This window comes from Planomicrobium stackebrandtii (assembly GCF_030814955.1).
Taxonomy (GTDB): Bacteria; Bacillota; Bacilli; order Bacillales_A; family Planococcaceae; genus Planococcus; species Planococcus stackebrandtii.
Genome location: NZ_JAUSWB010000005.1, coordinates 152,175 through 175,580, shown reverse-complemented (window position 1 = coordinate 175,580; position 23,406 = coordinate 152,175). Strand labels below are relative to the sequence as shown.

The window sequence follows — 23,406 nt, the reverse complement described above, 5'->3', positions numbered from 1 at the left end:
TTAACGGGCTACATACATTAAATAAACGGCGATCCACATCACAATGATGATCAGCCCTACTATAAATACACTCACTAAAGTACCTTTCAGATTAGGTTCCGGCTCCCGGTTTTCCTGACTCATTTTTTCTCACCTCTTATGAAAATCATTCTTACTTTCAGCCTATGCTATCCTGCTGATTAGCACTGTGACATTTCTCACACCCAAAGCATATTTTTGACAGATTGACAAATTTCAGACAAAAAAGAGCTTGCCCCAGGGGCAAGCTCTTGTACTAATCAATTTTGCATAGATAGATCGGGCAGTTTTCGCAATTTGTCTCTCTCTTCAAATGTTCAATATTATGCAAAAGTATTTTCCCTTCACTCATAGTCAATAATTCACGTTTTTTCAAATCATTCAACATCCGGTTGACGACTTCCCTCGTCATCCCGCAAAAGTTTGCCAATTCCTGATTGGTCAGCACCATATCAATCAAGATACCCTTTTCAGTTTGGACTCCGTAGCTGTTGGAAAGTCTGATCAAAGTCGAATACAGCGCTCCCTTTTTGCCATGCAGCAGCAAATCACGGAATTTCGTCTGTGTTTTCTGCTGGTCAATGCCCATCCACTTCATAAAGGCGACAGACAACTTGCCGTTGGACAGCAAGGCTTCTTCCAAATCGTTGATCGAAATGTGAAGGCAAACCGTGTCTTCAATGGCACGTGCATCCAGCATATACTTAGGAGCTTCGGAAAAAATAGTCACTTCGCCAACCATTTGGCCCGGTCCGCAAATTTTTAACGTCAACTCGCGGCCGTTTGGCGTCACTTTTTCAATCTGAATTTTACCTGAGCGAATGATAAAGACTCCACCGATGGAATCTCCTTCACGAAATAAATAATTATCCTTTTTTAAACTTTTGACTTGATGGCGTATGGTCAGCAATTCTTTCATTTCTGTCAATGCATCTGCACTTCCTATATTAGCCTTCAAATCGGCTCCACCTTCCTTATGCTTCCGAACAGCCTCTTGTCTTTATTTTACCACGAATGGCCTAAGCTATTATGTAAAGTTCATCATTACGACACCAGTTCTTTAAAGATTGTAAAAACTAAGAAGGAACTCTATGTACCGATAGCGAATTCCTTTAAGTAGAGAGACGAGGAGGAATGCTGAATGACTTTAAAATATTCCAATATTCTAGTAGCAGTAGACGGTTCCAAAGAATCTGAGTTGGCATTCAAGAAAGGTGCAGCCGCCGCTGCCCGCAACAACGCCACCTTGCACTTGGCCCATATTATCGACAACCGTTCATTTGGTTCCATTGAAGCCTACGACCGCACGATTGCTGACCGCACGAAAAAAACATCCGAAGAACTATTAGCTAAGTACAAAGACGAAGCGCTGGCTGCCGGCGTAGAAAATGTAAATGTCATCATTGAATACGGAGTTCCAAAAATTGCGATTCCAAAAGAATTAGCACCTAAATTAAATGCTGATGTCATTGTTTGCGGTGCAACCGGACTAAATGCTGCAGAACGGTTTATAATGGGCAGCGTTTCCGAACGCATTGTCCGTACAGCTAAATGCGATGTATTGGTTGTCAGACGAGAACAAGCTGACGTATTAGCAGACGAATAAACGCATGCCTTTTCCCATTTTTTTGGGAAAAGGCTTTTTTTTTTTTGGTTTTTTCTCTCTTATGTAGTTTGTCAGCCCTCTTAATCAGCTAGTAAAATAGGTCCTTTTTTCAAAAAATACTAGTACAGTTCCTTAGGACTACTTACACAGTTGTCTGACTCTTTGTCATGTTCGAATTCAAATTGATAAGAAACTGTAATAATAAACAGGTTTATACGATGGTACAATGGGTCTGCTGGATTTTCCCTAATGCAAAAGAATTGGCAGGGAAAATCACCGAGATATTCTAATTTTTCACGATAACTTATAGATAGCCACGGAAAACGAAAGGGGAGCAAGAGTTTGAAACCATTATCAAAATTTCTAATGATCGCTTTATCAGCTGTATTGGCTTTAACCATGTTTTTGCCTACCGCAAATGCTGACAAATTGAGTGATTTAGAGAAACAAAAACAGGAGGTTCAACAGAAGCAAAGCGAATTGAACTCCGGAATTCAACAGAAAACCAGCGAAATCTCTCAAAACCAAACCACACTCGAAAAAATCATCGCAAAAATCCGCGAGTTGGACAACCAAATCATCGAAACACAAACCAAAATTGACGTTGCTCAAGCCGAAATCGACCAGACAAAAGTCGAAATCGACGAATTGAGAAAGTCCATTGAAGAATTGGAAAGAAAAATTGCAGAACGCGAAGAACTTCTAAAAGAACGTGCACGTGCGATCCAGTTAAGCGGAGGCTCAGTCGACTACATAGATGTACTTCTTGGAGCAAACAGCTTTGTCGATTTTATTGACCGCTTTTCAGCAGTCAATATCTTAATAGAAGCAGACCGTGAAATTATGCGGGAACAAGCAGCTGATAAAAAACTTCTAGCTGAGCAAAAAGCAGAAGTGGAAACCAAGCTTGCTGAACAAGAAGCTAAAAAAGCAGAATTGGTCACTTTGAAAAATTCACTTGATGCACAAAAAAATGAACAAGCTCAACTTGAAACTGACTTAAAAGCTGAACAATCGCGTTTAGCGAAAGAAAAATCAACGCTTGAATCAGAACATAGCGAAACAATGAACGTCAGTGCAGAGTTAGAGAAAAAAATTGGTGCAGAGCAAGCACGTCTTGCAGAGATTGCACGCAAAGCAGAAGAAGCACGTTTAGCCAAAGAAGCAGCAGCACGTAAAGCGGAAGCCGAGCGTCAAGCAGCCGCATCTGCTGCAGAAGCAACGGCCGCAGCAGTTTCTGCACCTGCTGCTGCTCCAGAAGTTACACAAACTTCGGTAGCTTCAAATGCAGGCAGTTCAACATTCATCCTTCCTTCAACAGGCAGATTTACTTCTGGATTCGGTGGCCGTGACATTGGCGCCGGAGCAGAGTCGCATCTTGGAATGGATATTGCGAATTCACCTGGCACACCGATTGTAGCTGCAGCCAGCGGCATGGTTTCACATGCCGGCAACATGGGTGGATATGGAAATGTCGTTATCCTTACACACTCCATTAACGGCCAGACACACTCTACTGTCTACGGCCACATGAACTCAATCAATGTATCTGTGGGACAATCAGTTTCACAGGGGCAACAAGTCGGCGGAATGGGCAATACAGGCCGTTCAACCGGTACACATCTTCACTTTGAAATTCATGTAGGACCTTGGAATGGCGCGCGTTCAAACGCGGTCAACCCTGCTCCATACGTACGATAATAGAAAAAACCGGTTTCTCATTTGAGAAGCCGGTTTTTTTCATTTTGTTAAGATGAGATCATGGATTTTCTCTACTTAAATTGTGCTGACGTCAATAACGAATCGGTACTTCACATCTGAAGCTAATACACGATCATAAGCTTCGTCAATCTGGTCGGCTGAAATGACTTCGATGTTCGGAACAATGTTATGTTCTGCACAGAAGTCCAGCATTTCCTGAGTTTCACGAATTCCTCCAATCATTGAACCCGCAAACGAACGGCGATGGCCAATGAGAGAAAATACGTTTACTGCTAACGGCTCTGCCGGCGCGCCTACGTTTACGAGAGTGCCGTCCAACGCCAGCAGCGATAAGTAAGAATCCATATCAAGCTTGGCACTTACCGTATTGATGATCAAATCAAAAGTGCCGGCAAGTTTCTCGAACGTTTCAGCGTCGCTGGTGGCGTAGTGGTCTTTTGCTCCGAATTTCAAACTGTCTTCTTTTTTATTCAATGTTTGTGACAAGACGGTAACTTCAGCACCCATGGCATGTGCAATCTTAACAGCCATGTGTCCAAGACCGCCCATACCCACGACCGCTACTTTCTTGCCTGGACCAGCATTCCAATGATTCAGCGGTGAAAAAGTCGTTATGCCAGCGCAAAGCAATGGTGCTGCAGCATCAAGTCCAATATTATCTGGAATTCGGACTACAAACCCTTCCGTTACGACGATGTGGGTAGAATAGCCGCCTTGAGTCTGCTCGCCGTATTTGTCGATACCGGCATAAGTCGGTACATTTCCTTTCAGGCAATACTGCTCTTCGCCTTTTTCGCAGTTTTCGCATTCGCCGCAGGAATCAACCATACAGCCTACTCCTACACGATCTCCAACCTTGTATTTGGTGACCTCAGATCCAACTTCTGTAACAATCCCGGCAATTTCATGGCCAGGCACGAGAGGATAGTTTACCGGGCCCCATTCGCCGTGTGCAGTGTGAATATCTGAATGGCAGATCCCCGAATATTTGATTTCAATCAGTACGTCTTGCGTATCAAGGTCGCGGCGTTTAATTTCCGTTTCTTCAAAAGGTGTGTCTGGACCGTTGACAGCTCGTGATTTAACAGTAATCATATAAAAACCTCCTACGTATTTTAAGAGAATCTGTCTGCACTGTCCATTAACGGAAAACCTTATTTAAGTTTTTCGTTAAATTTTCAGACAAGGCAATGTTCTCTTTCCTAACCAATCTTAAGGGCTATAGTTAACTCTAGGTCAAGTGGGAAGCAGAAATCCTTTCGTTTCATATAACCAGGCTTTGACTTTCAACAAATCCAATGATAAAATTCTTCCGAAACCTAGAGTGGGCTCGAGGTATAACTTATATAAAAGAGGAGACAAATCATGAAAACTTTTTCCATCAGCGAAGTTGCAAAAGAATTGGATTTGACCGTATATACATTGCGCTATTACGACAAGGAAGGACTTATGCCATTTGTAGAACGGACACCAAGCGGAACCCGCCTGTTCAAAGAAACCGACATCGGCGCTTTGAAAATCGTAGAATGCTTGAAAGCGAGCGGCATGCCTATTAAGGAAATCAAAAACTTCATTGATTGGTGCTCTGATGGAGATTCCACATTGCAGCAGCGGTACGACATGTTCGTAGAGCGAAAAGCTACAGTCGAAGCGCAAATGGAAGAACTAAAAAAGACAATGGAAATCATCGAACATAAATGTTTCTATTACAAGACTGCTTTGGAGGCTGGCACAGAAGATATCCATAAGAATAATAAAATTGGAAGTTTCGACTGATATAGCGTCCGTGATCCTACTTTGACGTTAAAAGCCAGATGAAAAATTCAAGAAATCGATCTGGTATATTCCTCTCGCTAAAAATGGGCCATTCCTGTTGTTCGCCTTCCTTCAGTCAAGCATATGTATTGAAGTAATCATACCGATTGCAAGTTGCCGTTCACCGAACGAATCTTCATACGTGATGGTCCACTGCTCCTGGTCCAGCTTTTGAATCGTGCAACGATAATAGTGGAAATGTCTTTCTTGCCAGGATTGGATAAACACGGTGCACTTACGCTCACGGGCTACTATCAGCATATCAATGATGGCCCCTTGTTCATCGGCACTGAGCATCGGCTGCGGATCATTAACAGCATCGTTGTTGAAATCCCAAGCATGTTCTGATACGAAAAGTCCATCCCATCGTGTTTGCCTTCTTAAATAACTTTTGCCGGTACTGCTTCTTTCTTCCATATTTTTCACTCCTTTTAAATAAGAACGTTTGTTCTTATTATACCCATTAAAAGTAGTGATTGCTCTATTTTGAAAAAGTATTTATTTTTGAAGAAGAACTATAAAAAAAGAGGGAAAGCTTTTCAGCTTCCTCTCTTCCGATAGTTTCTCATATGTTAACTAAGATTTCCCCACTTCCTTACCCTTCCAGCGGGCTGCTAATAAGTTCCGCCTATGCCGGCTGCTAGCGTGAAAATCCATCTTATCCACTCGAACTTTTCTTCCAACTAGCGAAAGACAATAAAGACAACTGTAATTCCGATCAACGTATCCAACAAGAAATTCAATTTCATAAGGAAAAGCGACTTTCTTCTATCTATTTCAAAACCGAATCGGTTAGTTTTGTCTTACTCAAATACGCTCCATTACTAGCCGACTTCATAGTCTATATGGAATTAGAGGACTTTTACTTTTAAAAGGTAATTTCCCAATCTGATTTTAACTTGGACAGCAAATCCTTTGGAGGATCGGCAATGAAATAGGAGTTTCCTTCTTGATTTACTTGAATCGTTCCATCTTTATAAAAAAGAAGAAGATAAAAATCCTCGCTTGTACTGTTTACGCTTGGTTCGTTATAAAGCAACATCCGGTAATTCCCAGGCTCTTCTAAATCATCCCTTCTGTCTTGAAGTTCCTGCTCACTTGCTTCAACCAGCTCTTTCCCATTCAATATATCAATCAGGGCATTCGCTTTACCTTCTCCACTTACTAAAGTTTCTTCGTAACCACTGTTTTCAACCATTGAAGACGCACCAGAAACCAGAACTCCCTCGTAACCTGCTATATTGTTAATCGTGAGCGTTTCCGAAGCTTTATCTCCCATGCAGCCACTTAGTAAAAGAATTAAAAGACAAAAAGATAGTAGTAAGAGCAATTTATTTGAGCTATTCATTTGATCTCTCCAATTCTAATGCATTATGGATTGATTATATCATAAATGGTAAATTTTACAATATTGCATTCCTCAAAAACCTGCTTCCTAGAAATAGTACTGTTCGTAAAAGCACACTTTTATAAAGAAAAAAAGAAACTCATGTACGAGCTTCTTCTCTTCCGATAACCTCATGATATGTAAACTAAATTATTTTCTTAAAGTTAGTTTTCTTCTTGGAGAACTGATTCTTCTTAGCGTACATATTTCCAACCAATACTTTATTTATAAATACTATAAACCAAGTCTATGGTAATATGAGGATGAAAATAAGTGGGGGTGAATTGATGAATAAAATTTTAGCATTCACAATTTTAGGGATGGGGTTAACTGGTGCCGTTTTAATCATCTCAGTTGCTCTGTTATTTAATCCACCAATTGGCAATTTATTAAAGGTGGTTGTTGCTGGTTCAACAACAATTTTCGTTATATTAGCCATCTCAGCTCGAGTCCTTCGTCGGCGATTAGATGAAATAAGAGAGTAAGATATTCATTAAGTTAATAAAGTCTTTATTAAGGAGCAGACAAATGTGTCTGCTCCTTTACCACGTAGAATGATTTTAAATTGAAGGTGGATCACTCATAAACGTCATAAAACCATTACTCAAAGCGTTCGTAAGAGTACACCTTTATGAGCGCTCAAAAAGGGTTGAAAACCGTCAAAAATAGCGTTCGTAAACGTGTCAAAACACTTTACGAACGTTCGCCAATTTGCACACATATTTACGAACGCTTTTCGAAACTTATTAAAGAATATAATTTTCCCCAGTAAATTTACCACCTTAGGCTTTACCAAATACGCTTTTATAACTATGACAAAAAAGAAGACCATCAATTGAACCACAAGAAACCCCGGCACCTTTTCCGAGATGCCGGGGTTTTCCTTCTATCTATTCTTTTCCTCCATACAACTGCTGGAGTTCTTCTTCTTTCATGGTAAAACGATGCTCTTCGGCCGGAAAAGCGCCTGATTTCACTTCATCGACATATTGAGTGAGGCCTTGCTTCATGATATCCCCGGTTTCTGCATAAGAGCGTACGAACTTCGCTAAATGATGCGATCCGTATTTCAGGACGTCATGATAAACGAGAACCTGTCCATCCGTTTCACTGCCGGCACCAATGCCGATCACCGGAATCGTCAGTGCTGCCGTAACTTTCTGTGCCAACTGATACGGGATGCATTCCAGCACAAGCATGCAAGCCCCCGCCGCTTCACATGCACGTGCATCGTCAATCAGTTTCTGTGCAGCATGTGCGGTCTTCCCTTGCACTTTATAGCCGCCAAGGACACCTGCCGATTGCGGAAGCAATCCTAAGTGAGCGACAACCGGGATACCTGTACGTGTCAGCAATTTCACGACATCCACTACTTCGTCTGCGCCTTCAAGCTTCAATGCCTCGGCTCCGGTTTCCTGAAAAATACGGACCGCGTTGTCGAGGGTGCGTTCTGCACTTCCATGAAACGAAGCAAATGGCATATCCACTACCAAAAAGGTATCAGGGGCTCCGCGGCGCGCCGCCTTGCCGTGATGAATCATGTCATCGACAGTCACTTTGACAGTCGAATCGTAACCCAAAACGACCATTCCAAGAGAATCCCCCACAAGGATTACATCCACACCGGCTTGTTCGGCAAGCTTTGCTGAAGGATAATCATAGGCGGTGAGCATGGCGATTTTTTCATTCTGTGTTTTCATTTTGATAAGTGAAGCTGTATTCTTCATTTTTCTCTCTCCTTTCGGGAGGAAAACCGAAATAAAGCCCGTCGGTTCCAAAACTGGACAGACGGGCAGAAAGTTTATGATAGGTTTTCTCCGTCCCTGTCGATTTAAGATCAAGGCAGAACTATTCGATTGTTGAGTGTTTTGTATGGGTGCAGTTCAACAATGATACCGCCCTTATTGCCACTATAGCAGAAGCTCGCATGTTGGAACATATTATCTCTTCCGGAAAATTCTGTTCAACTTTCGCTTTCATAAAAAACACCATCTGTATTTTAATCAAATGCGAAGGGTAGCGACAGTTTCAATTCAGTTGACCTTTACCATTTCCATTCATCTTCAAGAATTCCGTAAAGTAAAGAATCACGCCACCCATTGTTCATGCGCAAATTTTGCCGGAGTCGCCCTTCCTTGACCATTCCTGCCTTTTCAAGCACTCGTTGCGATCCCATATTTTGAGGGTCGCAACGAGCCTCTATTCGGTGAAGCCTGCGCTCTTCAAACCCGAACTTTAAAAGCACTAAAGCTAGATCTGAAGCAATTCCTTGTCCCCAATAATCCGGATGAAGAATATAACCGATTTCACCCGATCGGTTGGTGCTATCTATAGCCGATAGTTCTCCTGCTCCAATAACTCTATCCGTTCCTTTCCAAACAATCGCAAAAGTGAAGCCAGTGCGTGGCTGTTCAAGCTGTTGCTGGAGCACATCCGTTATGTATCGCTTGGTTTCTTGCGGTGAATTGGGTCCCCATGGCTGGTACTGGGAAACAATTTCCTGAGAGGCATAGGTATGGACTGCTTTCCAATCCTCCTGAACGAATTCCCGTAAATAGAACCGGATTGTTTCAAGCATTTTATCGCCTCCCGCTCTAATTAGTTCAATCCATGGCGCCTCTTACTTTCTCCTGGATCATGACCACTTGCGCATCCATGTCCACTGACTCATAGCTTGAATCGATGCAGTCGTTCCAGTATGCCATATGCTTTTTGTCCACTTCGTGGCTGGAGCTTTCCAGTTCAGCTCCGCCTTGTCCTTGTACCGAATGCCAGTATAAATACGTTGTGCCACCAATCTCTTCTTTAAAAATTGTTTCGACAAACATTTTTTCATCGTTGAGCGTCAGTAAAACTTTCTCCATATGCTCATTCAAAAATCCCATCCAATGGTCAACTGTTTCGTTTTTTCCTTCCTTAACTTTAAACCTTGAAAGTTCCGCAGTCAGCTTCATTCAATCTACGTCCTTTGCTGTTTTTTTGAAATATCCCAAAGTGGCTCTGTTGTTCAATTCTTCAATGACACCTGTTGCCCGGTAGCCCAAGTTTATGTAGAAACGGCAATTCCCTTCTTCCTCCAGAATGGTCGCGAGCTCCCATATGCCGGCTTCTGCATGGAGCAGTTCTGCCTGTTTCATCGCTTCACCGGCTATGCCGAGCCCTTGAAAACGCGGATCGACAAATAAAGGGCTGACCCAAAACCGGTTGCCTGCATCCCGTTTAATGCGGATTGCCCCCGCCATTTTTTCTTGTGCCATAATTTTATAATAGAAGGAACCTTGGCTTTCTATTCTGCCAAGCACCCGTTCCAATTTTTCGTTTGCCGGGTTGGTGTCGTAGTCCTGGTATCTCTCCAATAGCGGCAAAAATGCGGATTTTTGCATAGCGAGAATCGCGGATGCGTCCGAGGCCGTTGCTTTCTCCAGTCTTATTTTCATCAGAGCACCTCATTGTTTAAAAAAGTAAAAAGCTTCGGAACCCTTTTTTTGAAAGACCGGTAATGGTGCTCTTCGCCTTCTTGCACTTTAAAATCTGCGATCGGCACCTTCTTTTTCACGGCCTTATAAACTGCACGATTGGAAGCCAGGAACTCTTTGCTTATGAAGGTCCCTCTTCCTGCTTCACTTGACCCGCAATCCATATATAAACTGCGGATTTCTGAAAGGTTTGTGCCTGCCACTAATTCTTCTATCTTTTCTTGATTTGCATAAAATGCTCCTGAGAAAAGGATCAGGTAGTTAAAAGTCTTAGGGTAACGGCAGGCCGCGTACACCGTAATCAAGCTGCCCATCGATATTCCAGCCATTGCCGTCCGGTTTTCTAACGTCCTGTACTTTGCATCTATACAGGGCTTGAGTTCATCAACGATAAATTCGATGTACTTTGCTCCCTTTCCCCCAAAAGAAGGGAAATCCGTTTCTAAAAACTGCTTGCTGTATGCCCCATTCTCCCATGGACAATACTCATTTTTTCGCTTTTGGCTATTTTGATCAATTGCCACAACAATAACGTCCAGCCGGGTTTCATCTAAATATTTCTCAAGCTCCAACGATGTCCCCCCGATTGCCTCGTCATTTCGAAAAACGTTCTGTCCGTCGTGCATATACAGCACTGGATAGTGTTTTTGGCCAAGCTGGTAGCCTGAAGGCAAATAGACCTGAATCCTTCGCTCCTGTTGAAAAGCTTTTATCGTCATCGAAAAAATATCCAGCATCGCTATTCTCCTTTATGTCTCCAGCTGCCCTAAAAACTCAACCGCCAACTCTTCTTCTCCACCACTAGTAACCCAGTAAGCTTTAGCCGCCTGCCTTGAACTGACAATGCGTTTGATATCCTCTTCTACATAATGAACAGCAGCACCGTCGTCTGCTGCAATACCTGACTGCAAAGTTCCTTGATCCACAAACTGCCGGTACGTCGGCCTTCTTTCGGCTTCCCCGTCGTAATGCGGGCAATGGCTGCCCTTTAGAAATCCAAGCGCCTGGAGCGGCTCAAGTTTATCGCCGTATGAATCCGTAACGCCTTCCTCGTACCAGCAGATAGAGCCTGCACTGAGCCCTGCCAGTACAATGCCTTGCTCCCAAGCCTTTCTCAGAATTTTGTCCAATCCCCATTCTTTCCACAGCACCAACAGGTTTTTGGTATTGCCGCCGCCTACATAGACGATGTCCTGCTCCAGAATGAACCGTTCCAGATCTCGTGTCGGCGGTTTGAATAGAGACAAGTGGCTAGGTACACATTCCTGTTGGTTAAAAAAATCATAGAACCTTTCAATATAGCTATCGGCATCCCCGCTTGCTGTCGGAATAAAACAGATTTTCGGGTAGGATTTGTTGGCCTGGTCGAGTATGTATTGGTCCAACAACGGATTTTCAGATTCCATCGAAAATCCGCCACCGCCCATTGCAATGATCTGGCGCATATTTTTCACCCTTTCATAATTTCTTATTTCTATTTATTCTTCAAATTGGAAGGTTTATCCTTCTATGCTATAGTAATAAAAACAAATTCAGCCATGGGGGATTGTCATGCTTGTACAAGAAGTCGCGGTCGAAAAAATTTCAGCCAGTTTAATGCAAAGTCCCTATGTCCGAGCCGTTTTCTTGAAAGGTTCCATGGGCAGAAATGAACACGATGAACATTCGGATATCGACATGTATTGCCTGGTCGACAAAGAGCAGGAAGACTTTTTCCTGGCGGAGCGCATCATGCACATTCAAGCTTATCGGCCAGTGCTGTTTCAGGACGACGTCTTCATCATCGCCCCGCAGCTCATAGCAGTCTTTGATGATTTGCTTCATATCGACCTTTTTACAGTAACAGTGGAATCATTCACGCCAAAGGATTTCTTCAAAGTCGTCTATGATCCGGACAACCTGCTTGAGCAATTTGAAGAATCGCAGAGTCTGACGCTCAGCAAAGAAGAGTATAAAGACCATGTCATTGATGTTGCCTGGTTTTTATTTCAATACCGCAAAGCAAGTGCCAGAGGAAATGGTGTTTGGGCAGTGAAGATGCTGTCGCATGTCCAAGAGCACTTGGCACGTGTTTTATTGTACCGGTATGCTCCGGACCGGGCGCAATTGGGCTTGAAAGCCATCAGCCATTCCCTTCCGGAGTTTGTATTTGCGGAAATTGAGAGCATCTCCAGTCTCATGACTCCACTGGATCACCCGCAGGCCGCTTCACAAATCCGACAGCTGCTGGCGAAAGAAGCAGCCTGGATTGATGAGCGTGTAGCCGATCGCGATAAAATTATGCCATTGATGCAAAAGATGATCGAAATTCAGAAAAATTAAACAAGCGAAAAGCGCCATATGATGGCGCTTTTCGCTTGTTCTTCACATTTCCGGTTCGATCATTAACACCGTATACCCGATATCTTCTTTAAAGTCCCAATCAGTGAAGGCCTCAATGATGTCCCTCTTTAAAATTCGCTCGAAAGAAGAACTATTAATGAGTTTTGATTCCAATGGCCGCTTTGCGAGTTTGAGTACTTCCGTAAAGTTGTTTTTGATCAATTCCTTTTCAATTTCCACAAAAATTCCGGTTCTTCGAATCAGGACAGTCTCTGCATTCAACCAAAAAACTTCCGTTTTCTCCGGTTCTTTTTGAGCTTTTTTACTGACATCAGCCACTTCCTGGCAAAATGCGCTTTTGTTTATGCCTACTGGCCATTCGCTGATCTGTTCATCACCTTCTTCATTGAGGGCCAGAATCAGCAAGCCGGTCTTATTTTTCAGATTCCAATCTGCATAGACTTCTTTAATATCCAGTTCAGCTGACTTTAGCAAACCCAGCTTTATTTCATCATTCAGCTCAGCCATCAGCAAGTCCCTTATTTTCTGCACCTGTATTGCTTCATTTTGGGCCATTAGCACTTTTTCAGTAGGTGCGAGAAATTCGCGCAGATGAATGAGGACAAACGGTTTGTGGACGTCGACAATTACAGAAGCCGGCCCTTTTCCAAAATGAGTGCGCAATAGGCCGGAAATATATCCTCCTGCTTCGGCCTCGATATTTTTTTCCATGGTCATGGCTGCTTCTCCTTTAACTGCTGCAAAGTTTGTTGCTGATGCTATTCCCCTAAAGCGGATCACTTAACCCTTCAATGGTTCGGTCAGGCTAATATCACCAGGAGAAAAATAGATCTGCAGACTAAACACCCATACACTTTCAGCCGATAGAAGGAATTAGTCCATTATGCCAAGATAAAAAAACTCAACAGCAAGACTGCAGCAATGGCCGCTTCTGTTAATTGGCTGATCCAGATATGTTCATTTTTAGCATATTTCCACTCCATGAAAGCACGGCTGACTGAGCTGATAAGGAAATATAGAAAAAGATAATACACCCAATTGATGCTTCCCATCAATTGATTGCCCAAGCTTATTGCCCCGAAAAGAAAACCGATCATCAGTAGTGCTTCCATTAACGCGTGAGTCCGGTTCAATGGCCAATACAGCAATTCTTTGCGCTTGGAAATTTCCCAGCGTTTTCTTACGTATTGCCCTGCAAAAAAGTTTGCAACAATATAAAACAAACAAAGCATAAGCGCCTTGGCTATCAAACTTTTTCCGCCTCCTTTTTAGCAATCATTTACCCATTCTGTTGTGAGCAAGGAAAAAACAAAGGCATCATGGGATTGGTTCTGTTGGTGCAAGTAGCCGCGCAACCGCCCTTCTAGTGTAAAGCCAAGCTTTTCCAAAAGCCGGTTTGACGAAGTGTTTTCCGGAAAAGTCACAGCTCCGATCCGATACAGACCGAGTTCTGCAAAAGCATGCTTTAAAACACCGTGTATCGCTTCCTGCATCAATTGCCGGCGCCAATAATCCGGATGCAGTTCATAGCCGATTTCCGCTTTTTGCGCTTTCAGATTCAGGTTGTTCAGTCCGATTGTGCCGATAAAACGGTCCGTCTCTTTGAGGCGAATTGCCCAACGCACCCCGCGTTCCGCATGAAAGCTGGCATGAAACGACCGGATGATTTCGACTGCCTCTTCCTCGTGTACTAAAGGATCCATTCCGTAATAGGCAATCACTTCAACACGTGACATAATGTCAAAAAATGCTGCTGCATCCTTTTCTTCAACTTTCTCCAAGCGCAGCCTTGCGGTTTCCAGTAGTGGAAATTCCATCGTTTTCCTCCTTTTCAATAGCAAACACCCAAACTTTTCTTCCAGACAGGTGAATTTCCTTTTCCATCGCCATTCCAATATGCTGTGCCACTTTTTGCGAAGCTCTGTTATCCCGCTGAATCAGCGAAATGAGGCGGCTTCTTCCCAATTGTTGCAAGCCATAGTCACGCAAAGCTCTTGCCGCTTCTTTGGCATACCCTTGACCCCAAAATTCTTTGGCTATCCAATAGCCGACTTCCAATTCATCAACTTTTTCAACCGTTTGCGTTACAAGGCCGGCATGGCCGATCCGCCTGCCATCTGACTTCCGCACAAGCAGCAAAAGGCCGCTTTGGAAATTTTCTTGATAAGAGCGATAGATCCAGTAAAGAAATTTAAGTGCTTCACTTCGATCTCTGGTCTGACCCTTGCCGATATAGCGGATCATTTCAGGATCGGACAGCAATGACCACAAAAAATGAAAATCTTCATCTTTATAAGGCCGGAACTCGAGCCTGTCAGACTGAGGATACATCGTAACAGCCCCTCTCTAAAGATCGCGCGGATTGATGATGGCCAGCATTTGATGGTCCTGCCATTCGCCGTTGATTTGAACATTCTTGATGGCGATTCCTTCTTTATGGAACCCTGCCTTTTCCAGGACCCGGATGGAAGCATCATTTCCCGGCATGACACCAGCTTCGATGCGGTGCAGTGCCAGCTTTTGAAAAGCATACGCCACGACCAACTTTAACGCTTCTGTCGTATAGCCTTTATTATTATATTTCTTATCCAAGGCATACCCGACAACCGCACTTTGCAGCGGGCCTCTCATTACTTGAACGAGACTGATTGTCCCGACTAGTATACCTGTCTCATTCTCAAAAATTCCGAAGCTGTAGGCCTGATCACTTTCTTTTTGTTCCGCATAAATCTCAATCAGTTCCTTTTGAATCGCCAATGTATAGAAATCCGGATAGCGGGTCATTGAATACGCTTCAAACAGGGTCCGATTCTCCATTTCCAGCTTCAGCTTTTCTGTCGCATCTTCCGGAAGAAAAAACCTGATATGTATCCGCTCGCTTTTCATTTAAACGTCGCTCCTTTGGTTTAAAACGTTCCACGTGAAACAGCTGTTCATTTACCCATTGTTTTACGGAAGCCATAAAACGGCCGGTAGCCCTGTGCCTCATAGAAACTGCGGGAGGTGCTGCTGGCCAGCAGTTCCAACCGGGCTTTCGGGTACATGCTGTGAACAGCCTGCATCAGCTTTTTCCCGATTCCTGACTTTCGGTAATGGAGGCTTACCAGCAATTCGCAAATATAGAGAGAAACGAATCCGTCTGTCAGTCCCCGCAAACACCCCACTACCTGTCCATCAACTTCAGCAACAACTGCCACAGAAGAATTTGCCCATGCCTGTTTTGTATCTTGTTCTTTCGTCACCAAATTGCTCCATTGTTCTTGTTTGTTTAAATCATGGACTGCTGGAAAATCCGCTTCCCGGTATGGGCGGATAACTAAAGCTTCTTGTATTTTCATCTGCCGCTCTCCTTTGCGCTTTCTTTTAGCAATGCAATAATTTCTTGATTTTGTTCGATCTGTTTTTCTGAATTAAGACGGATCATTCTAACCCATCTCAATGCAAAGGCTGCAATAAAAACGGGAACTAATATAGCAAGGACTGCAATGGCATCGCCCATCTTTTTTTCCTCCTTTCATTTCAGAGATTATAGACATACTCAAGAAATTCCGGAAATAAACTTATTCCAAAAGCAATGAGGATGACAGTGGTCGTCAGCGACTCCAGCAGCGTGTACATATACTCGTAAGGATTTTCCGCATGTTTTTTCTGAAATGCCGCTTGGACCACAAGCTGGACAGCTCCGATGACAACTGAAATCAGCAGCACATAAAGACTGGCGGCACCATATTCAAAAAGTAGCATTGGCACTGAAATCGCCGCAACCACGGATATCCCTTTTAATATCCTGTCCCATTTCTTCTGGTCTTCATACACTTCATTCTTTGAAAAGAACGGTTTTCTTTCTACTCCGAAGATTTTCCGCAAAACGGTATTTGTTAAAAAAGTGCTGGCGGCCACCCCCATTATAAAAAGGATTACCCGCCATCCTATCCCTTCAAATAACACTCACAGAACCCCCTTCGTTCACCACTGCTCTGCCCGCCGTCCTTCCCGAAAACAAGCAGCCGCCAAGAAAAGTGCCTTCAAGCGACCGATAGCCGTGGACGCCTCCGCCTCCGAATCCCGCTGCTTCTCCTGCAGCATACAGGCCAGGTACCGGTTGCCCATTATTATCCAGTACTCTGGCAGACAAATCTGTCTGCAAGCCGCCCAAGGTTTTGCGGCTGACAATATTCAGGCGAACCGCAATGAGCGGCCCTTTTTTCTGGTCCAGCAATTTATGCGGAACCGCTACTCGGATCAGCCGATCGCCCCGGTAATTCCGCGCGCCGCGCATCGCTGTAATCTGCAAATCTTTTGAGAAAGGATTATCGAGTTGCCGGTCACGCGCTTCTATCTGCTGCTTGATCTTTAAAAAATCCACCAGATTCTCACCGGTCAGTTTGTTCATTCCTGTTACCAGTTCCTCCAGCGTATCGGCTACGATAAAGTCTTCTCCCTTATCCATAAACGCCTGCACCGGCGCTGTAGCTCCGGGGCGGATACGGGATAACACTTGCGGAATGCTTTTGCCGGTCAAATCCGGGTTTTGTTCGGAACCTGACAGCGCAAATTCCTTTTCGATGATTTTCTGTGTCAGGATGAACCAGGAATAGCTGTAGCCGGTCTTTTGAATGGTTTCAAGCGTTCCAAGTGTATCGAATCCCGGAAAATTTGGTGCTGGAAAACGCTGCCCAGTTGCATCGAACCACATGGAAGATGGCCCCGGCAAAATACGAATGCCGTGTTTGCTCCAGACCGGGCTCCAATTTTTGATGCCTTCGGTATAATGCCACATCCGGTCACGGTTGACGATGCGCCCTCCAGCTTTTTCCGTGATGGCAAGCATTCTGCCATCAACATGCGCCGGCACGCCGGACAGCATCGTCTCGGGTGCTTTGCCCAACCGGCTCGGCCAATTCTGTTTGATCAGTTCATGGTTGCCGCCGATGCCGCCGCTCGTCACGACTACAGCCCGTGCTTCGCAACGGAAATTGGCGACTACCTGCCGGGAACTCGCTTCTCCCCGCTCGGCGTTGCTCGGCTCCAGCAGTGAACCTGAAACACCTGTCACCACTCCATTTTCAGTGAGCAGCTCATCTACTTGATGCCTTGGCCGATAATCAACAAGGCCATTCTTCATATGCTCACGCACCCGCCGCTCGAAAGGCGCAACGATGCCCGGTCCCGTTCCCCAGACGATATGAAAACGCGGCACCGAATTGCCATGCCCTTCCGCCAAATAGCCGCCGCGTTCTGCCCAACCTACGACAGGAAAGAATCTGACGCCCATGCCGGCCAGCCAGGTCCGTTTTTCATTCGCTGCGAAATCCACATACGCCTCTGCCCATTTCTTCCCCCAATAATCTTCATCCTGCTCCTTGTCAAAACCGGCTGCCCCAAGCCAGTCCTGCCACGCTAATTCTTTCGAGTCGTTAATGCCCATACGCCGCTGTTCAGGCGAATCGATCAAAAACAGCCCTCCGAACGACCACCACGCCTGACCGCCAAAAGACGCTTCCGGCTCCTGGTCCAACAGCAACACTTTTTTGCCCGCGTCAGCAATTTCCGCTGCCGCCACCAGCCCCGCAAGGCCAGCCCCTACTACAATTGCATCGAATTCCATCCTTACATCCCCCTTGATGTTGAATGATTCATTTACTGCTTTTATTCCGCTTTAACGGTCAGTATTACTCCCGCTCTGCAAACGGGAGATCCACTGACCATAAAAGTCCGATTGGATCTACTAACAATCAGTGGGGATGCCCCACTGATTGAAGTTTCTCTTTATCGTATCATGAGCGATTGGGAAATTATAGATAATTTTCATCCGTTTTCTGATTGTTTGCTTTATTTCGCTATCGATTCTGCTGAACGACCATATTTTTTTCTAAGCGACCATAAATTCTATTGAGCGACCACATTTTTTCCTGAACGCCTATAAATTTTTCTGAGCGACCATAAACCAGCCAGAAGCAACTATCAGATTTTATTCGAACAAATAAAGAAAGTATTCCCAAAAAATCAACCATAAAAAACACCCTGGACCAGCTTTCTGGTCCAGGGTGTCGCATCTCACTCCAAATGCTTCCGTTGGAAGTCTGAAATGCTTTCGTATTCTTCAGTCAGCAGGCGTGATAAACGGATATAAATCGGCAACAATTCGCGATAGACGCTGGCTGCTGCTTCGTCGGGTTCATGCGTATGCGTCTGGCCGATCATTTCGGAGACGATGCTGAAATCCTCGATCTCCCCCGTGGCGTACATGCCAAGAACGACAGCGCCAAGGCAGGAACTTTCAAAGCTCTCTGGAACGATCACTGGTTTGCCGAAAACATCAGCCAATAGCTGGCGCCACATTTCCGAACGGGCAAAGCCGCCTGATGCCTGGATGCGCACCGGTTCACCGGCCAGTTCCTCGACTGCCAGCAGGACGGTATACAAATTATAGACGATGCCTTCCAGCACGGAACGGATCATGTGCTGCTTTTTATGATGGATGCTGAGTCCGAAAAACGAGCCACGGGCATTGGCATCCCAAAGCGGCGCCCGTTCCCCTGTCAAATAGGGATGAAACAGCAAGCCATCTGCGCCGGGGTTGACCGTCTCAGCGATTTTCGTCAACACATCGTAAGAATCAATGCCGAGGCGTTTCGCTGTTTCGACTTCTGAGGAAGCAAACTCATCCCGCAGCCAGCGCAGGACAATGCCGCCATTGTTAACCGGTCCGCCGACCACCCAATGATTTTCAGTCAATGCGTAGCAAAACGTCCGGCCTTTTGGATCTGTTTTCGGTTCAGCGGTGACGGTGCGTATAGCCCCGCTTGTGCCGATTGTAACTGCCAGAACGCCAGGTTCAATAGCGTCAACGCCCAGATTTGCCAATACGCCGTCGCTTGCACCGATAATAAACGGAACGTCTTCAGGAATGCCCATGAACAAGGCATGTTCCGGAACGATTCCTGTCAATCCATGTGTAGTCGGAACCGGCCGCGACAACTGTTCAGGTGTGATGCCTGCCACAGCCAAAGCTTCTTTGTCCCAATCCAGCTCCTGCAGGTTGAAAAGACCTGTCGCAGAAGCAATTGAATGGTCGACTACATATTCTCCAAACAATTCATGGAAAACGTATTCCTTGATGCCGATAAACTTCGCAGCCTGCTTACAGACTTCCGGTTTTTCATCTTTCAGCCAGACCAATTTTGCCAGTGGCGACATCGCATGGATCGGCGTACCGGTACGCAAGTAGATTTCATGACCATTTAGCTGTTCTTTTATGTGCTTGGCGTGTTTCGAGCTTCTCGTATCAGCCCAGGTGATGCTTTGCGTCAGCAGGCTTCCTGAAGCGTCCACTGCAATGAGGCTGTGCATCGCCGAACTGAATGATACCAGTTTCAGCTGCTGCGGATCAATTTCACTTTTGCGGATGGTTTTTCGGACAGAGGTCAATACGGCGCGGAAAATTTCCTCTGGATCCTGTTCCGCTATGAGCGGGCTCGGCGTCTCCAGTGCATAAAAAACGGTATCGGCTTCTATTACTTTTCCGGACTTATTGAACAAAACTGCTTTGGTCGAAGTGGTACCGATATCCACTCCCAAATAATATGACTGCTCAGGCATAGGAGCCCTCCTCTATATACAAGAAAAAGAAAAAGGAAAAATTCCCTTTTTCTCTTCAAGTTTAATTTAGATAAAAAAGCTTATGATCAAGACTACCACGAAACCGGTGAGGCCGATAATGGTTTCCATGACCGTCCAGGATTTCAATGTATCTTTGACGTCCATTCCAAAATAACGGTTTACAAGCCAGAAGCCTGAGTCGTTGACGTGAGAAAGAACAGTTGCACCTGATGCAATGGAGATAACGATCAAGCCTAAAGCCGGTCCAGTCATGCCGATCATTTCAAGAAGCGGAGTGATTAGGCCTGCTGCAGTTACCATGGCAACGGTCGCAGAACCTTGCGCAACACGTACTGCCGTGGCAATCAAGAACGCCAGAACGATTGGCGGCAAAGCCGAATCGCCCATCATATCGCCAAGCACATCGCCGACACCAGAGTCGATCAGTACTTGTTTGAAAACGCCGCCTGCTCCTGTTACCAAGATGATGATTCCGGCAGGTTCAAGCGCTTTGGTCGCAATATCCTGTACTTCCTGGCGCGAATAGCCGCGCTTTGTGCCCAGCAAGTAGAAGGTCAGCAATGTTGCAATGGTCAATGCCACAAATGGATGCCCAAGGAACGTTAAAATTTCACGCAGCATATTGCCTTCTTCAAGCAATACGCCTGATAAAGTGTTCAATAGGATCAAAACAAGTGGAATCAAGATCAACGAAGTAATCATACCGAAGCTCGGCAGATCCTTGTCGTATTCCTTTTGTTCAATCTCCATGTAATCCGGAATTTCAATATGAATCCGCTTACCGATGAAACGACCGAACACTGGTCCTGCTAGAATCATCGCTGGAACCCCTGCGATTACCCCGAATAGGATAACCCATCCAAGCTCTGCACCGACCAATTCAGCAACTGCGATCGGTCCTGGAGTCGGCGGGATGAAACTATGCGTAACGGCTAGTCCGGCTAATAGCGGAATCCCGTAATGGAGAAGCGACTTGCCTGTTTTTCTCGCCAAGCCGTACACAATTGGCACCAAAATAATGAAACCAACATCAAAGAATACGGGAATTGCGACAATAAACCCGGTAACGCCCAATGCCCATTGTGCTTTGTCTTCACCAAATTTGCTGATCATCGTAGCGGCTAAACGTTCTGCACCACCCGATACCTCAAGCATTTTACCGAACATGGCACCAAGGCCGACAACTACAGCGACAAAGCCGAGTGTGCCCCCCATACCATTTTGAATGGATGTAATAACTTCGTTAAGCGGCATGCCCGCGGCGATACCAACCAGCAAACTGACAAGCAATAATGCCACAAATGCGTGTAATTTAGTGCGAATAACTAAGAATAATAATAAGAATATGCCTGCAAGCGCGACCATAATTAACGTTGAACCTGACAATTTTTTTCCCCCTCAATGTGCAACTTCAGCTCATTATGCTGAAGTTTAAATTAGCCCTTGAGCTCTGCTTTGAGCTTAGCTGGCGCCCATCCCTGGGTGCGCCAGCGAATTTCTACACTTTCTATAGAAGTAACCCTATAACAATCCTTCTTATTTCTTCTCTACGGCATGCCCGCCGAATTCATTGCGCTGTGCTGCCACAACTTTCCCTGCAAAAGTATCGTCTTCCAATGAGCGGTAGCGCATCATCAGTGACAACGTAATGACTGGTGCCGGCACATTCAAATCAAGTGCAGTTTCCACGGTCCATTTGCCTTCGCCTGAAGAATTCATGACGCCTTTGATGCTGTCGAGTTTAGCATCTTTAGAAAATGCATTTTTCGTCATTTCCATCAAATATGAGCTGATAATCGATCCATTGTTCCAAACTCCAGCCACTTTTTCGTAATCAAAATCAAATTGGCTTTTGTTTAGGATGTCGAAGCCTTCTGCAATTGACTGCATCATGCCGTATTCAATTCCGTTATGGATCATTTTCAGGAAATGTCCGCTTCCCGCTTCTCCCGTATACAAATAGCCATCTTCTACAGAGATGTCTTTTAATAGAGGTTCAATGGTTTTGAACTTCTCTGCATCGCCGCCGATCATCGAACAAATTCCGTGGCGTGCCCCTGCTGTTCCACCACTTGTCCCGCAATCAAAAAAGTAAATGCCCTGCTCCTTTAAAGTTGCTGCACGGCGTACCGTATCCTTGTAGTTCGAATTTCCGCCATCAATAATGGAATCTCCCTCTTCAAGTAAAGGCGTCAAATGCGCAATGACCGATTCAGTAATTTCACCTGCTGGCACCATTAGCCAAAACGTACGAGGTGCTGTCAGCTCTTTCACCATTTCTTCAATAGAAGATACTTGGCTGAAATCGCTTTCTTCGATTGTCGCGTGGCTGTCATACCCGACAACTTTATGGTTATGGTCCACCAAGTTAAGCGCCAAATTCAATCCCATTTTTCCTAAACCAATAATTCCAATTTCCATTGTGGAATCCTCCTTTAAAATAAAAGAATATTTTTCCTTAATGAACTCATTGTATCAAATATTTTTCCGCACGCAACATGTTATTCTATAATAGACGAAAATACTTTTACAGAAACGAGGCGCGATTCATGAAAGAACAGCAATTTGCGCTGGCTGCCATACGCGGTAGTTACCGCCATTTCAGTGAAAAAGAAAAAAAGATTGCCGATTATGTATTAAACGACCCAAAGAATATTATTCATTTGACCATCAACCAGATCGCGGATGAACTGGGGTTGGCTGAATCGACGGTTTTCCGTTTCTGCCAGCGAATCGGCTTTAAGGGATTTCAAGCCTTTAAGATTTCGCTTGCCGCAGAAGTAGTGGCACCGTTAAAAGACATTCACGAAAAAATTGAAGAAGGAGACAGCATCAGTACCGTCACCGAAAAAGTATTCAGGTCCAATATTAAGACGTTGGAAGACACTCTTCAGATTGTGGATGCCGAAGCGATGGCGCAGGCAACTGAAAAACTGATGGCTGCCCGAAAGATCGACTTTTATGGCAATGGCGGTTCCGCTATGGTGGCCATGGACGGTTACCACAAGTTTGTCCGTCTCGGACTGCAAGTTTCCATGAACCTCGACTCCCATATGCAGCTGATGGCCGCTTCTCAACTTCAATCGGACGATGTGGCGATCGTCATTTCCCATTCTGGTACGACCACTGACGTTCTTGATGTCCTGCGGGTTTTGAAGGAAAAAGGTGTCACTATCATCTCTGTTACCAACTTTGCCAAGTCCCCTTTATCAAAAGGTGCGGACATTGCACTGTACACAGTTTCAGAAGAAACCGATTTCCGTTCCGAAGCCTTGTCCTCCCGCATCGGCCAATTGAGTTTGATCGATGCGCTTTACACCAATTTGATGATTGCCCGCGGCAATGAAGGCAAAAAAGCCCTTCAGGATATGCGCGAAGCGATGTCGCATAAACGTTTATAGCATAAAAGGCCGGTC

General features: G+C 44.9%; 29 protein-coding genes. 6 read left to right on the top strand and 23 right to left on the bottom strand.

What is annotated here, in order from left to right; all coding sequences use genetic code 11:
* Together QOZ98_RS10575 and QOZ98_RS10570 are read right to left on the bottom strand one after the other, a co-directional pair.
* Positions 1-123 carry a cytochrome C oxidase subunit II gene (locus tag QOZ98_RS10575; protein WP_308787417.1) on the bottom strand — a complete coding sequence of 41 codons (123 nt, stop codon included), beginning with the start codon at positions 121-123 and terminating at the stop codon, positions 1-3.
* A gap of 151 nt (positions 124-274) precedes the next feature.
* Positions 275-937 (bottom strand): Crp/Fnr family transcriptional regulator, encoded by a 663-nt coding sequence (locus QOZ98_RS10570; RefSeq protein ID WP_407676708.1) that lies wholly within the window; start codon positions 935-937, stop codon positions 275-277.
* Between the two features lie 222 nt (positions 938-1,159).
* Between QOZ98_RS10570 and QOZ98_RS10565 the strand changes: the two genes are divergently transcribed.
* Both QOZ98_RS10565 and QOZ98_RS10560 read left to right on the top strand, forming a co-directional pair.
* Entirely contained in the window at positions 1,160-1,624 is a 465-nt protein-coding gene (locus QOZ98_RS10565) for a universal stress protein (RefSeq protein ID WP_142828512.1), read from the top strand.
* 342 nt (positions 1,625-1,966) lie between these two features.
* Positions 1,967-3,325: a murein hydrolase activator EnvC family protein gene (locus QOZ98_RS10560; protein ID WP_308787415.1), complete on the top strand. Its 1,359-nt coding sequence runs from the start codon at positions 1,967-1,969 to the stop codon at positions 3,323-3,325.
* Between the two features lie 75 nt (positions 3,326-3,400).
* On the opposite strand, the gene QOZ98_RS10555 is transcribed toward QOZ98_RS10560, so the two are convergent.
* Complete coding sequence (locus QOZ98_RS10555) at positions 3,401-4,441, bottom strand: NAD(P)-dependent alcohol dehydrogenase (protein WP_308787414.1); 1,041 nt, start codon at positions 4,439-4,441, stop codon at positions 3,401-3,403.
* Between the two features lie 270 nt (positions 4,442-4,711).
* Between QOZ98_RS10555 and QOZ98_RS10550 the strand changes: the two genes are divergently transcribed.
* Complete coding sequence (locus QOZ98_RS10550) at positions 4,712-5,122, top strand: MerR family transcriptional regulator (protein ID WP_308787413.1); 411 nt, start codon at positions 4,712-4,714, stop codon at positions 5,120-5,122.
* 111 nt (positions 5,123-5,233) lie between these two features.
* Here QOZ98_RS10550 and QOZ98_RS10545 read toward each other — a convergent pair whose 3' ends face one another.
* Together QOZ98_RS10545 and QOZ98_RS10540 are read right to left on the bottom strand one after the other, a co-directional pair.
* On the bottom strand, positions 5,234-5,578 hold the full coding sequence (locus tag QOZ98_RS10545) for a hypothetical protein (RefSeq protein ID WP_308787412.1): 345 nt from the start codon (positions 5,576-5,578) through the stop codon (positions 5,234-5,236).
* 451 nt (positions 5,579-6,029) lie between these two features.
* Positions 6,030-6,509 (bottom strand): hypothetical protein, encoded by a 480-nt coding sequence (locus QOZ98_RS10540; RefSeq protein WP_308787411.1) that lies wholly within the window; start codon positions 6,507-6,509, stop codon positions 6,030-6,032.
* Positions 6,510-6,835: 326 nt separating this feature from the next.
* Here QOZ98_RS10540 and QOZ98_RS10535 point away from each other — a divergent pair, with 326 nt between their 5' ends.
* Positions 6,836-7,033, top strand: a complete 198-nt coding sequence (locus QOZ98_RS10535) for a hypothetical protein (protein ID WP_308787410.1) — start codon at positions 6,836-6,838, stop codon at positions 7,031-7,033.
* Between the two features lie 405 nt (positions 7,034-7,438).
* On the opposite strand, the gene panB is transcribed toward QOZ98_RS10535, so the two are convergent.
* From panB to QOZ98_RS10505, 6 genes are all read right to left on the bottom strand, one after another.
* The gene (gene panB / locus QOZ98_RS10530) at positions 7,439-8,275 is read right to left on the bottom strand and encodes a 3-methyl-2-oxobutanoate hydroxymethyltransferase (RefSeq protein ID WP_308787409.1); all 837 of its coding nucleotides are present in this window, start codon (positions 8,273-8,275) and stop codon (positions 7,439-7,441) included.
* Positions 8,276-8,592: 317 nt separating this feature from the next.
* Entirely contained in the window at positions 8,593-9,126 is a 534-nt protein-coding gene (locus QOZ98_RS10525) for a GNAT family N-acetyltransferase (protein ID WP_308787408.1), read from the bottom strand.
* Between the two features lie 25 nt (positions 9,127-9,151).
* Entirely contained in the window at positions 9,152-9,496 is a 345-nt protein-coding gene (locus tag QOZ98_RS10520) for a DUF6176 family protein (RefSeq protein ID WP_308787618.1), read from the bottom strand.
* Positions 9,497-9,502: 6 nt separating this feature from the next.
* On the bottom strand, positions 9,503-9,985 hold the full coding sequence (locus QOZ98_RS10515; protein ID WP_308787407.1) for a GNAT family N-acetyltransferase: 483 nt from the start codon (positions 9,983-9,985) through the stop codon (positions 9,503-9,505).
* Positions 9,985-10,743 carry an alpha/beta hydrolase gene (locus tag QOZ98_RS10510; protein WP_308787617.1) on the bottom strand — a complete coding sequence of 253 codons (759 nt, stop codon included), beginning with the start codon at positions 10,741-10,743 and terminating at the stop codon, positions 9,985-9,987. The genes QOZ98_RS10515 and QOZ98_RS10510 overlap by 1 nt, the downstream gene beginning before the upstream one ends.
* A 30-nt stretch (positions 10,744-10,773) precedes the next feature.
* Positions 10,774-11,469, bottom strand: coding sequence for a Type 1 glutamine amidotransferase-like domain-containing protein (locus QOZ98_RS10505; protein ID WP_308787406.1), 696 nt, complete (start codon positions 11,467-11,469; stop codon positions 10,774-10,776).
* Between the two features lie 106 nt (positions 11,470-11,575).
* Here QOZ98_RS10505 and QOZ98_RS10500 point away from each other — a divergent pair, with 106 nt between their 5' ends.
* Positions 11,576-12,346, top strand: coding sequence for a nucleotidyltransferase domain-containing protein (locus QOZ98_RS10500; RefSeq protein ID WP_308787405.1), 771 nt, complete (start codon positions 11,576-11,578; stop codon positions 12,344-12,346).
* 42 nt (positions 12,347-12,388) lie between these two features.
* On the opposite strand, the gene QOZ98_RS10495 is transcribed toward QOZ98_RS10500, so the two are convergent.
* The 12 genes from QOZ98_RS10495 to gnd form a co-directional block, all read right to left on the bottom strand.
* Complete coding sequence (locus QOZ98_RS10495) at positions 12,389-13,084, bottom strand: Na-translocating system protein MpsC family protein (protein ID WP_308787404.1); 696 nt, start codon at positions 13,082-13,084, stop codon at positions 12,389-12,391.
* Positions 13,085-13,248: 164 nt separating this feature from the next.
* A complete protein-coding gene (locus QOZ98_RS10490) occupies positions 13,249-13,617 on the bottom strand; it encodes a DUF4181 domain-containing protein (RefSeq protein WP_308787403.1) in 369 nt (122 codons plus the stop codon).
* 18 nt (positions 13,618-13,635) lie between these two features.
* Entirely contained in the window at positions 13,636-14,184 is a 549-nt protein-coding gene (locus QOZ98_RS10485) for a GNAT family N-acetyltransferase (protein WP_308787402.1), read from the bottom strand.
* A complete protein-coding gene (locus tag QOZ98_RS10480) occupies positions 14,135-14,698 on the bottom strand; it encodes a GNAT family N-acetyltransferase (protein ID WP_308787401.1) in 564 nt (187 codons plus the stop codon). The genes QOZ98_RS10485 and QOZ98_RS10480 overlap by 50 nt, the downstream gene beginning before the upstream one ends.
* A 15-nt stretch (positions 14,699-14,713) precedes the next feature.
* Positions 14,714-15,253: a GNAT family N-acetyltransferase gene (locus tag QOZ98_RS10475; RefSeq protein ID WP_308787400.1), complete on the bottom strand. Its 540-nt coding sequence runs from the start codon at positions 15,251-15,253 to the stop codon at positions 14,714-14,716.
* Between the two features lie 47 nt (positions 15,254-15,300).
* The gene (locus tag QOZ98_RS10470) at positions 15,301-15,705 is read right to left on the bottom strand and encodes a GNAT family N-acetyltransferase (protein ID WP_308787399.1); all 405 of its coding nucleotides are present in this window, start codon (positions 15,703-15,705) and stop codon (positions 15,301-15,303) included.
* A complete protein-coding gene (locus tag QOZ98_RS10465; protein ID WP_308787398.1) occupies positions 15,702-15,866 on the bottom strand; it encodes a hypothetical protein in 165 nt (54 codons plus the stop codon). Before QOZ98_RS10465 ends, QOZ98_RS10470 begins: the two co-directional genes overlap by 4 nt.
* Before the next feature lie 20 nt (positions 15,867-15,886).
* Positions 15,887-16,315: a DUF4181 domain-containing protein gene (locus QOZ98_RS10460; protein WP_308787397.1), complete on the bottom strand. Its 429-nt coding sequence runs from the start codon at positions 16,313-16,315 to the stop codon at positions 15,887-15,889.
* Positions 16,305-17,975: an FAD-binding dehydrogenase gene (locus tag QOZ98_RS10455; protein WP_308787396.1), complete on the bottom strand. Its 1,671-nt coding sequence runs from the start codon at positions 17,973-17,975 to the stop codon at positions 16,305-16,307. The genes QOZ98_RS10460 and QOZ98_RS10455 overlap by 11 nt, the downstream gene beginning before the upstream one ends.
* 449 nt (positions 17,976-18,424) lie before the next feature.
* Positions 18,425-19,969: a gluconokinase gene (gntK, locus tag QOZ98_RS10450; protein ID WP_308787395.1), complete on the bottom strand. Its 1,545-nt coding sequence runs from the start codon at positions 19,967-19,969 to the stop codon at positions 18,425-18,427.
* A 66-nt stretch (positions 19,970-20,035) separates the two neighbouring features.
* A complete protein-coding gene (locus QOZ98_RS10445) occupies positions 20,036-21,376 on the bottom strand; it encodes a GntT/GntP/DsdX family permease (RefSeq protein WP_308787394.1) in 1,341 nt (446 codons plus the stop codon).
* Positions 21,377-21,526: 150 nt separating this feature from the next.
* Positions 21,527-22,411, bottom strand: a complete 885-nt coding sequence (gene gnd, locus QOZ98_RS10440) for a phosphogluconate dehydrogenase (NAD(+)-dependent, decarboxylating) (protein ID WP_308787393.1) — start codon at positions 22,409-22,411, stop codon at positions 21,527-21,529.
* Between the two features lie 128 nt (positions 22,412-22,539).
* On the opposite strand from gnd, the gene QOZ98_RS10435 reads away from it, so the two are divergent.
* Positions 22,540-23,391, top strand: a complete 852-nt coding sequence (locus QOZ98_RS10435) for a MurR/RpiR family transcriptional regulator (protein WP_308787392.1) — start codon at positions 22,540-22,542, stop codon at positions 23,389-23,391.
* Positions 23,392-23,406: the final 15 nt, after the last annotated feature.

Bases quoted from the DNA above. Each gene is read 5' to 3' on its own strand.
- gnd (WP_308787393.1), bottom strand. From the start codon at position 22,411: ATGGAAATTGGAATTATTGGTTTAGGAAAAATGGGATTGAATTTGGCG.
- QOZ98_RS10555 (WP_308787414.1), bottom strand. From the start codon at position 4,441: ATGATTACTGTTAAATCACGAGCTGTCAACGGTCCAGACACACCTTTT.
- QOZ98_RS10515 (WP_308787407.1), bottom strand. From the start codon at position 9,985: ATGAAAATAAGACTGGAGAAAGCAACGGCCTCGGACGCATCCGCGATT.
- QOZ98_RS10475 (WP_308787400.1), bottom strand. From the start codon at position 15,253: ATGAAAAGCGAGCGGATACATATCAGGTTTTTTCTTCCGGAAGATGCG.
- QOZ98_RS10540 (WP_308787411.1), bottom strand. From the start codon at position 6,509: ATGAATAGCTCAAATAAATTGCTCTTACTACTATCTTTTTGTCTTTTA.
- QOZ98_RS10495 (WP_308787404.1), bottom strand. From the start codon at position 13,084: ATGACCATGGAAAAAAATATCGAGGCCGAAGCAGGAGGATATATTTCC.
- QOZ98_RS10565 (WP_142828512.1), top strand. From the start codon at position 1,160: ATGACTTTAAAATATTCCAATATTCTAGTAGCAGTAGACGGTTCCAAA.
- QOZ98_RS10535 (WP_308787410.1), top strand. From the start codon at position 6,836: ATGAATAAAATTTTAGCATTCACAATTTTAGGGATGGGGTTAACTGGT.
- QOZ98_RS10505 (WP_308787406.1), bottom strand. From the start codon at position 11,469: ATGCGCCAGATCATTGCAATGGGCGGTGGCGGATTTTCGATGGAATCT.
- QOZ98_RS10480 (WP_308787401.1), bottom strand. From the start codon at position 14,698: ATGTATCCTCAGTCTGACAGGCTCGAGTTCCGGCCTTATAAAGATGAA.
- QOZ98_RS10435 (WP_308787392.1), top strand. From the start codon at position 22,540: ATGAAAGAACAGCAATTTGCGCTGGCTGCCATACGCGGTAGTTACCGC.
- QOZ98_RS10550 (WP_308787413.1), top strand. From the start codon at position 4,712: ATGAAAACTTTTTCCATCAGCGAAGTTGCAAAAGAATTGGATTTGACC.
- panB (WP_308787409.1), bottom strand. From the start codon at position 8,275: ATGAAGAATACAGCTTCACTTATCAAAATGAAAACACAGAATGAAAAA.
- QOZ98_RS10545 (WP_308787412.1), bottom strand. From the start codon at position 5,578: ATGGAAGAAAGAAGCAGTACCGGCAAAAGTTATTTAAGAAGGCAAACA.
- QOZ98_RS10485 (WP_308787402.1), bottom strand. From the start codon at position 14,184: ATGGAATTTCCACTACTGGAAACCGCAAGGCTGCGCTTGGAGAAAGTT.
- QOZ98_RS10570 (WP_407676708.1), bottom strand. From the start codon at position 937: ATGAAAGAATTGCTGACCATACGCCATCAAGTCAAAAGTTTAAAAAAG.
- QOZ98_RS10455 (WP_308787396.1), bottom strand. From the start codon at position 17,975: ATGGAATTCGATGCAATTGTAGTAGGGGCTGGCCTTGCGGGGCTGGTG.
- gntK (WP_308787395.1), bottom strand. From the start codon at position 19,969: ATGCCTGAGCAGTCATATTATTTGGGAGTGGATATCGGTACCACTTCG.
- QOZ98_RS10470 (WP_308787399.1), bottom strand. From the start codon at position 15,705: ATGAAAATACAAGAAGCTTTAGTTATCCGCCCATACCGGGAAGCGGAT.
- QOZ98_RS10500 (WP_308787405.1), top strand. From the start codon at position 11,576: ATGCTTGTACAAGAAGTCGCGGTCGAAAAAATTTCAGCCAGTTTAATG.
- QOZ98_RS10510 (WP_308787617.1), bottom strand. From the start codon at position 10,743: ATGACGATAAAAGCTTTTCAACAGGAGCGAAGGATTCAGGTCTATTTG.
- QOZ98_RS10465 (WP_308787398.1), bottom strand. From the start codon at position 15,866: ATGGGCGATGCCATTGCAGTCCTTGCTATATTAGTTCCCGTTTTTATT.
- QOZ98_RS10525 (WP_308787408.1), bottom strand. From the start codon at position 9,126: ATGCTTGAAACAATCCGGTTCTATTTACGGGAATTCGTTCAGGAGGAT.
- QOZ98_RS10575 (WP_308787417.1), bottom strand. From the start codon at position 123: ATGAGTCAGGAAAACCGGGAGCCGGAACCTAATCTGAAAGGTACTTTA.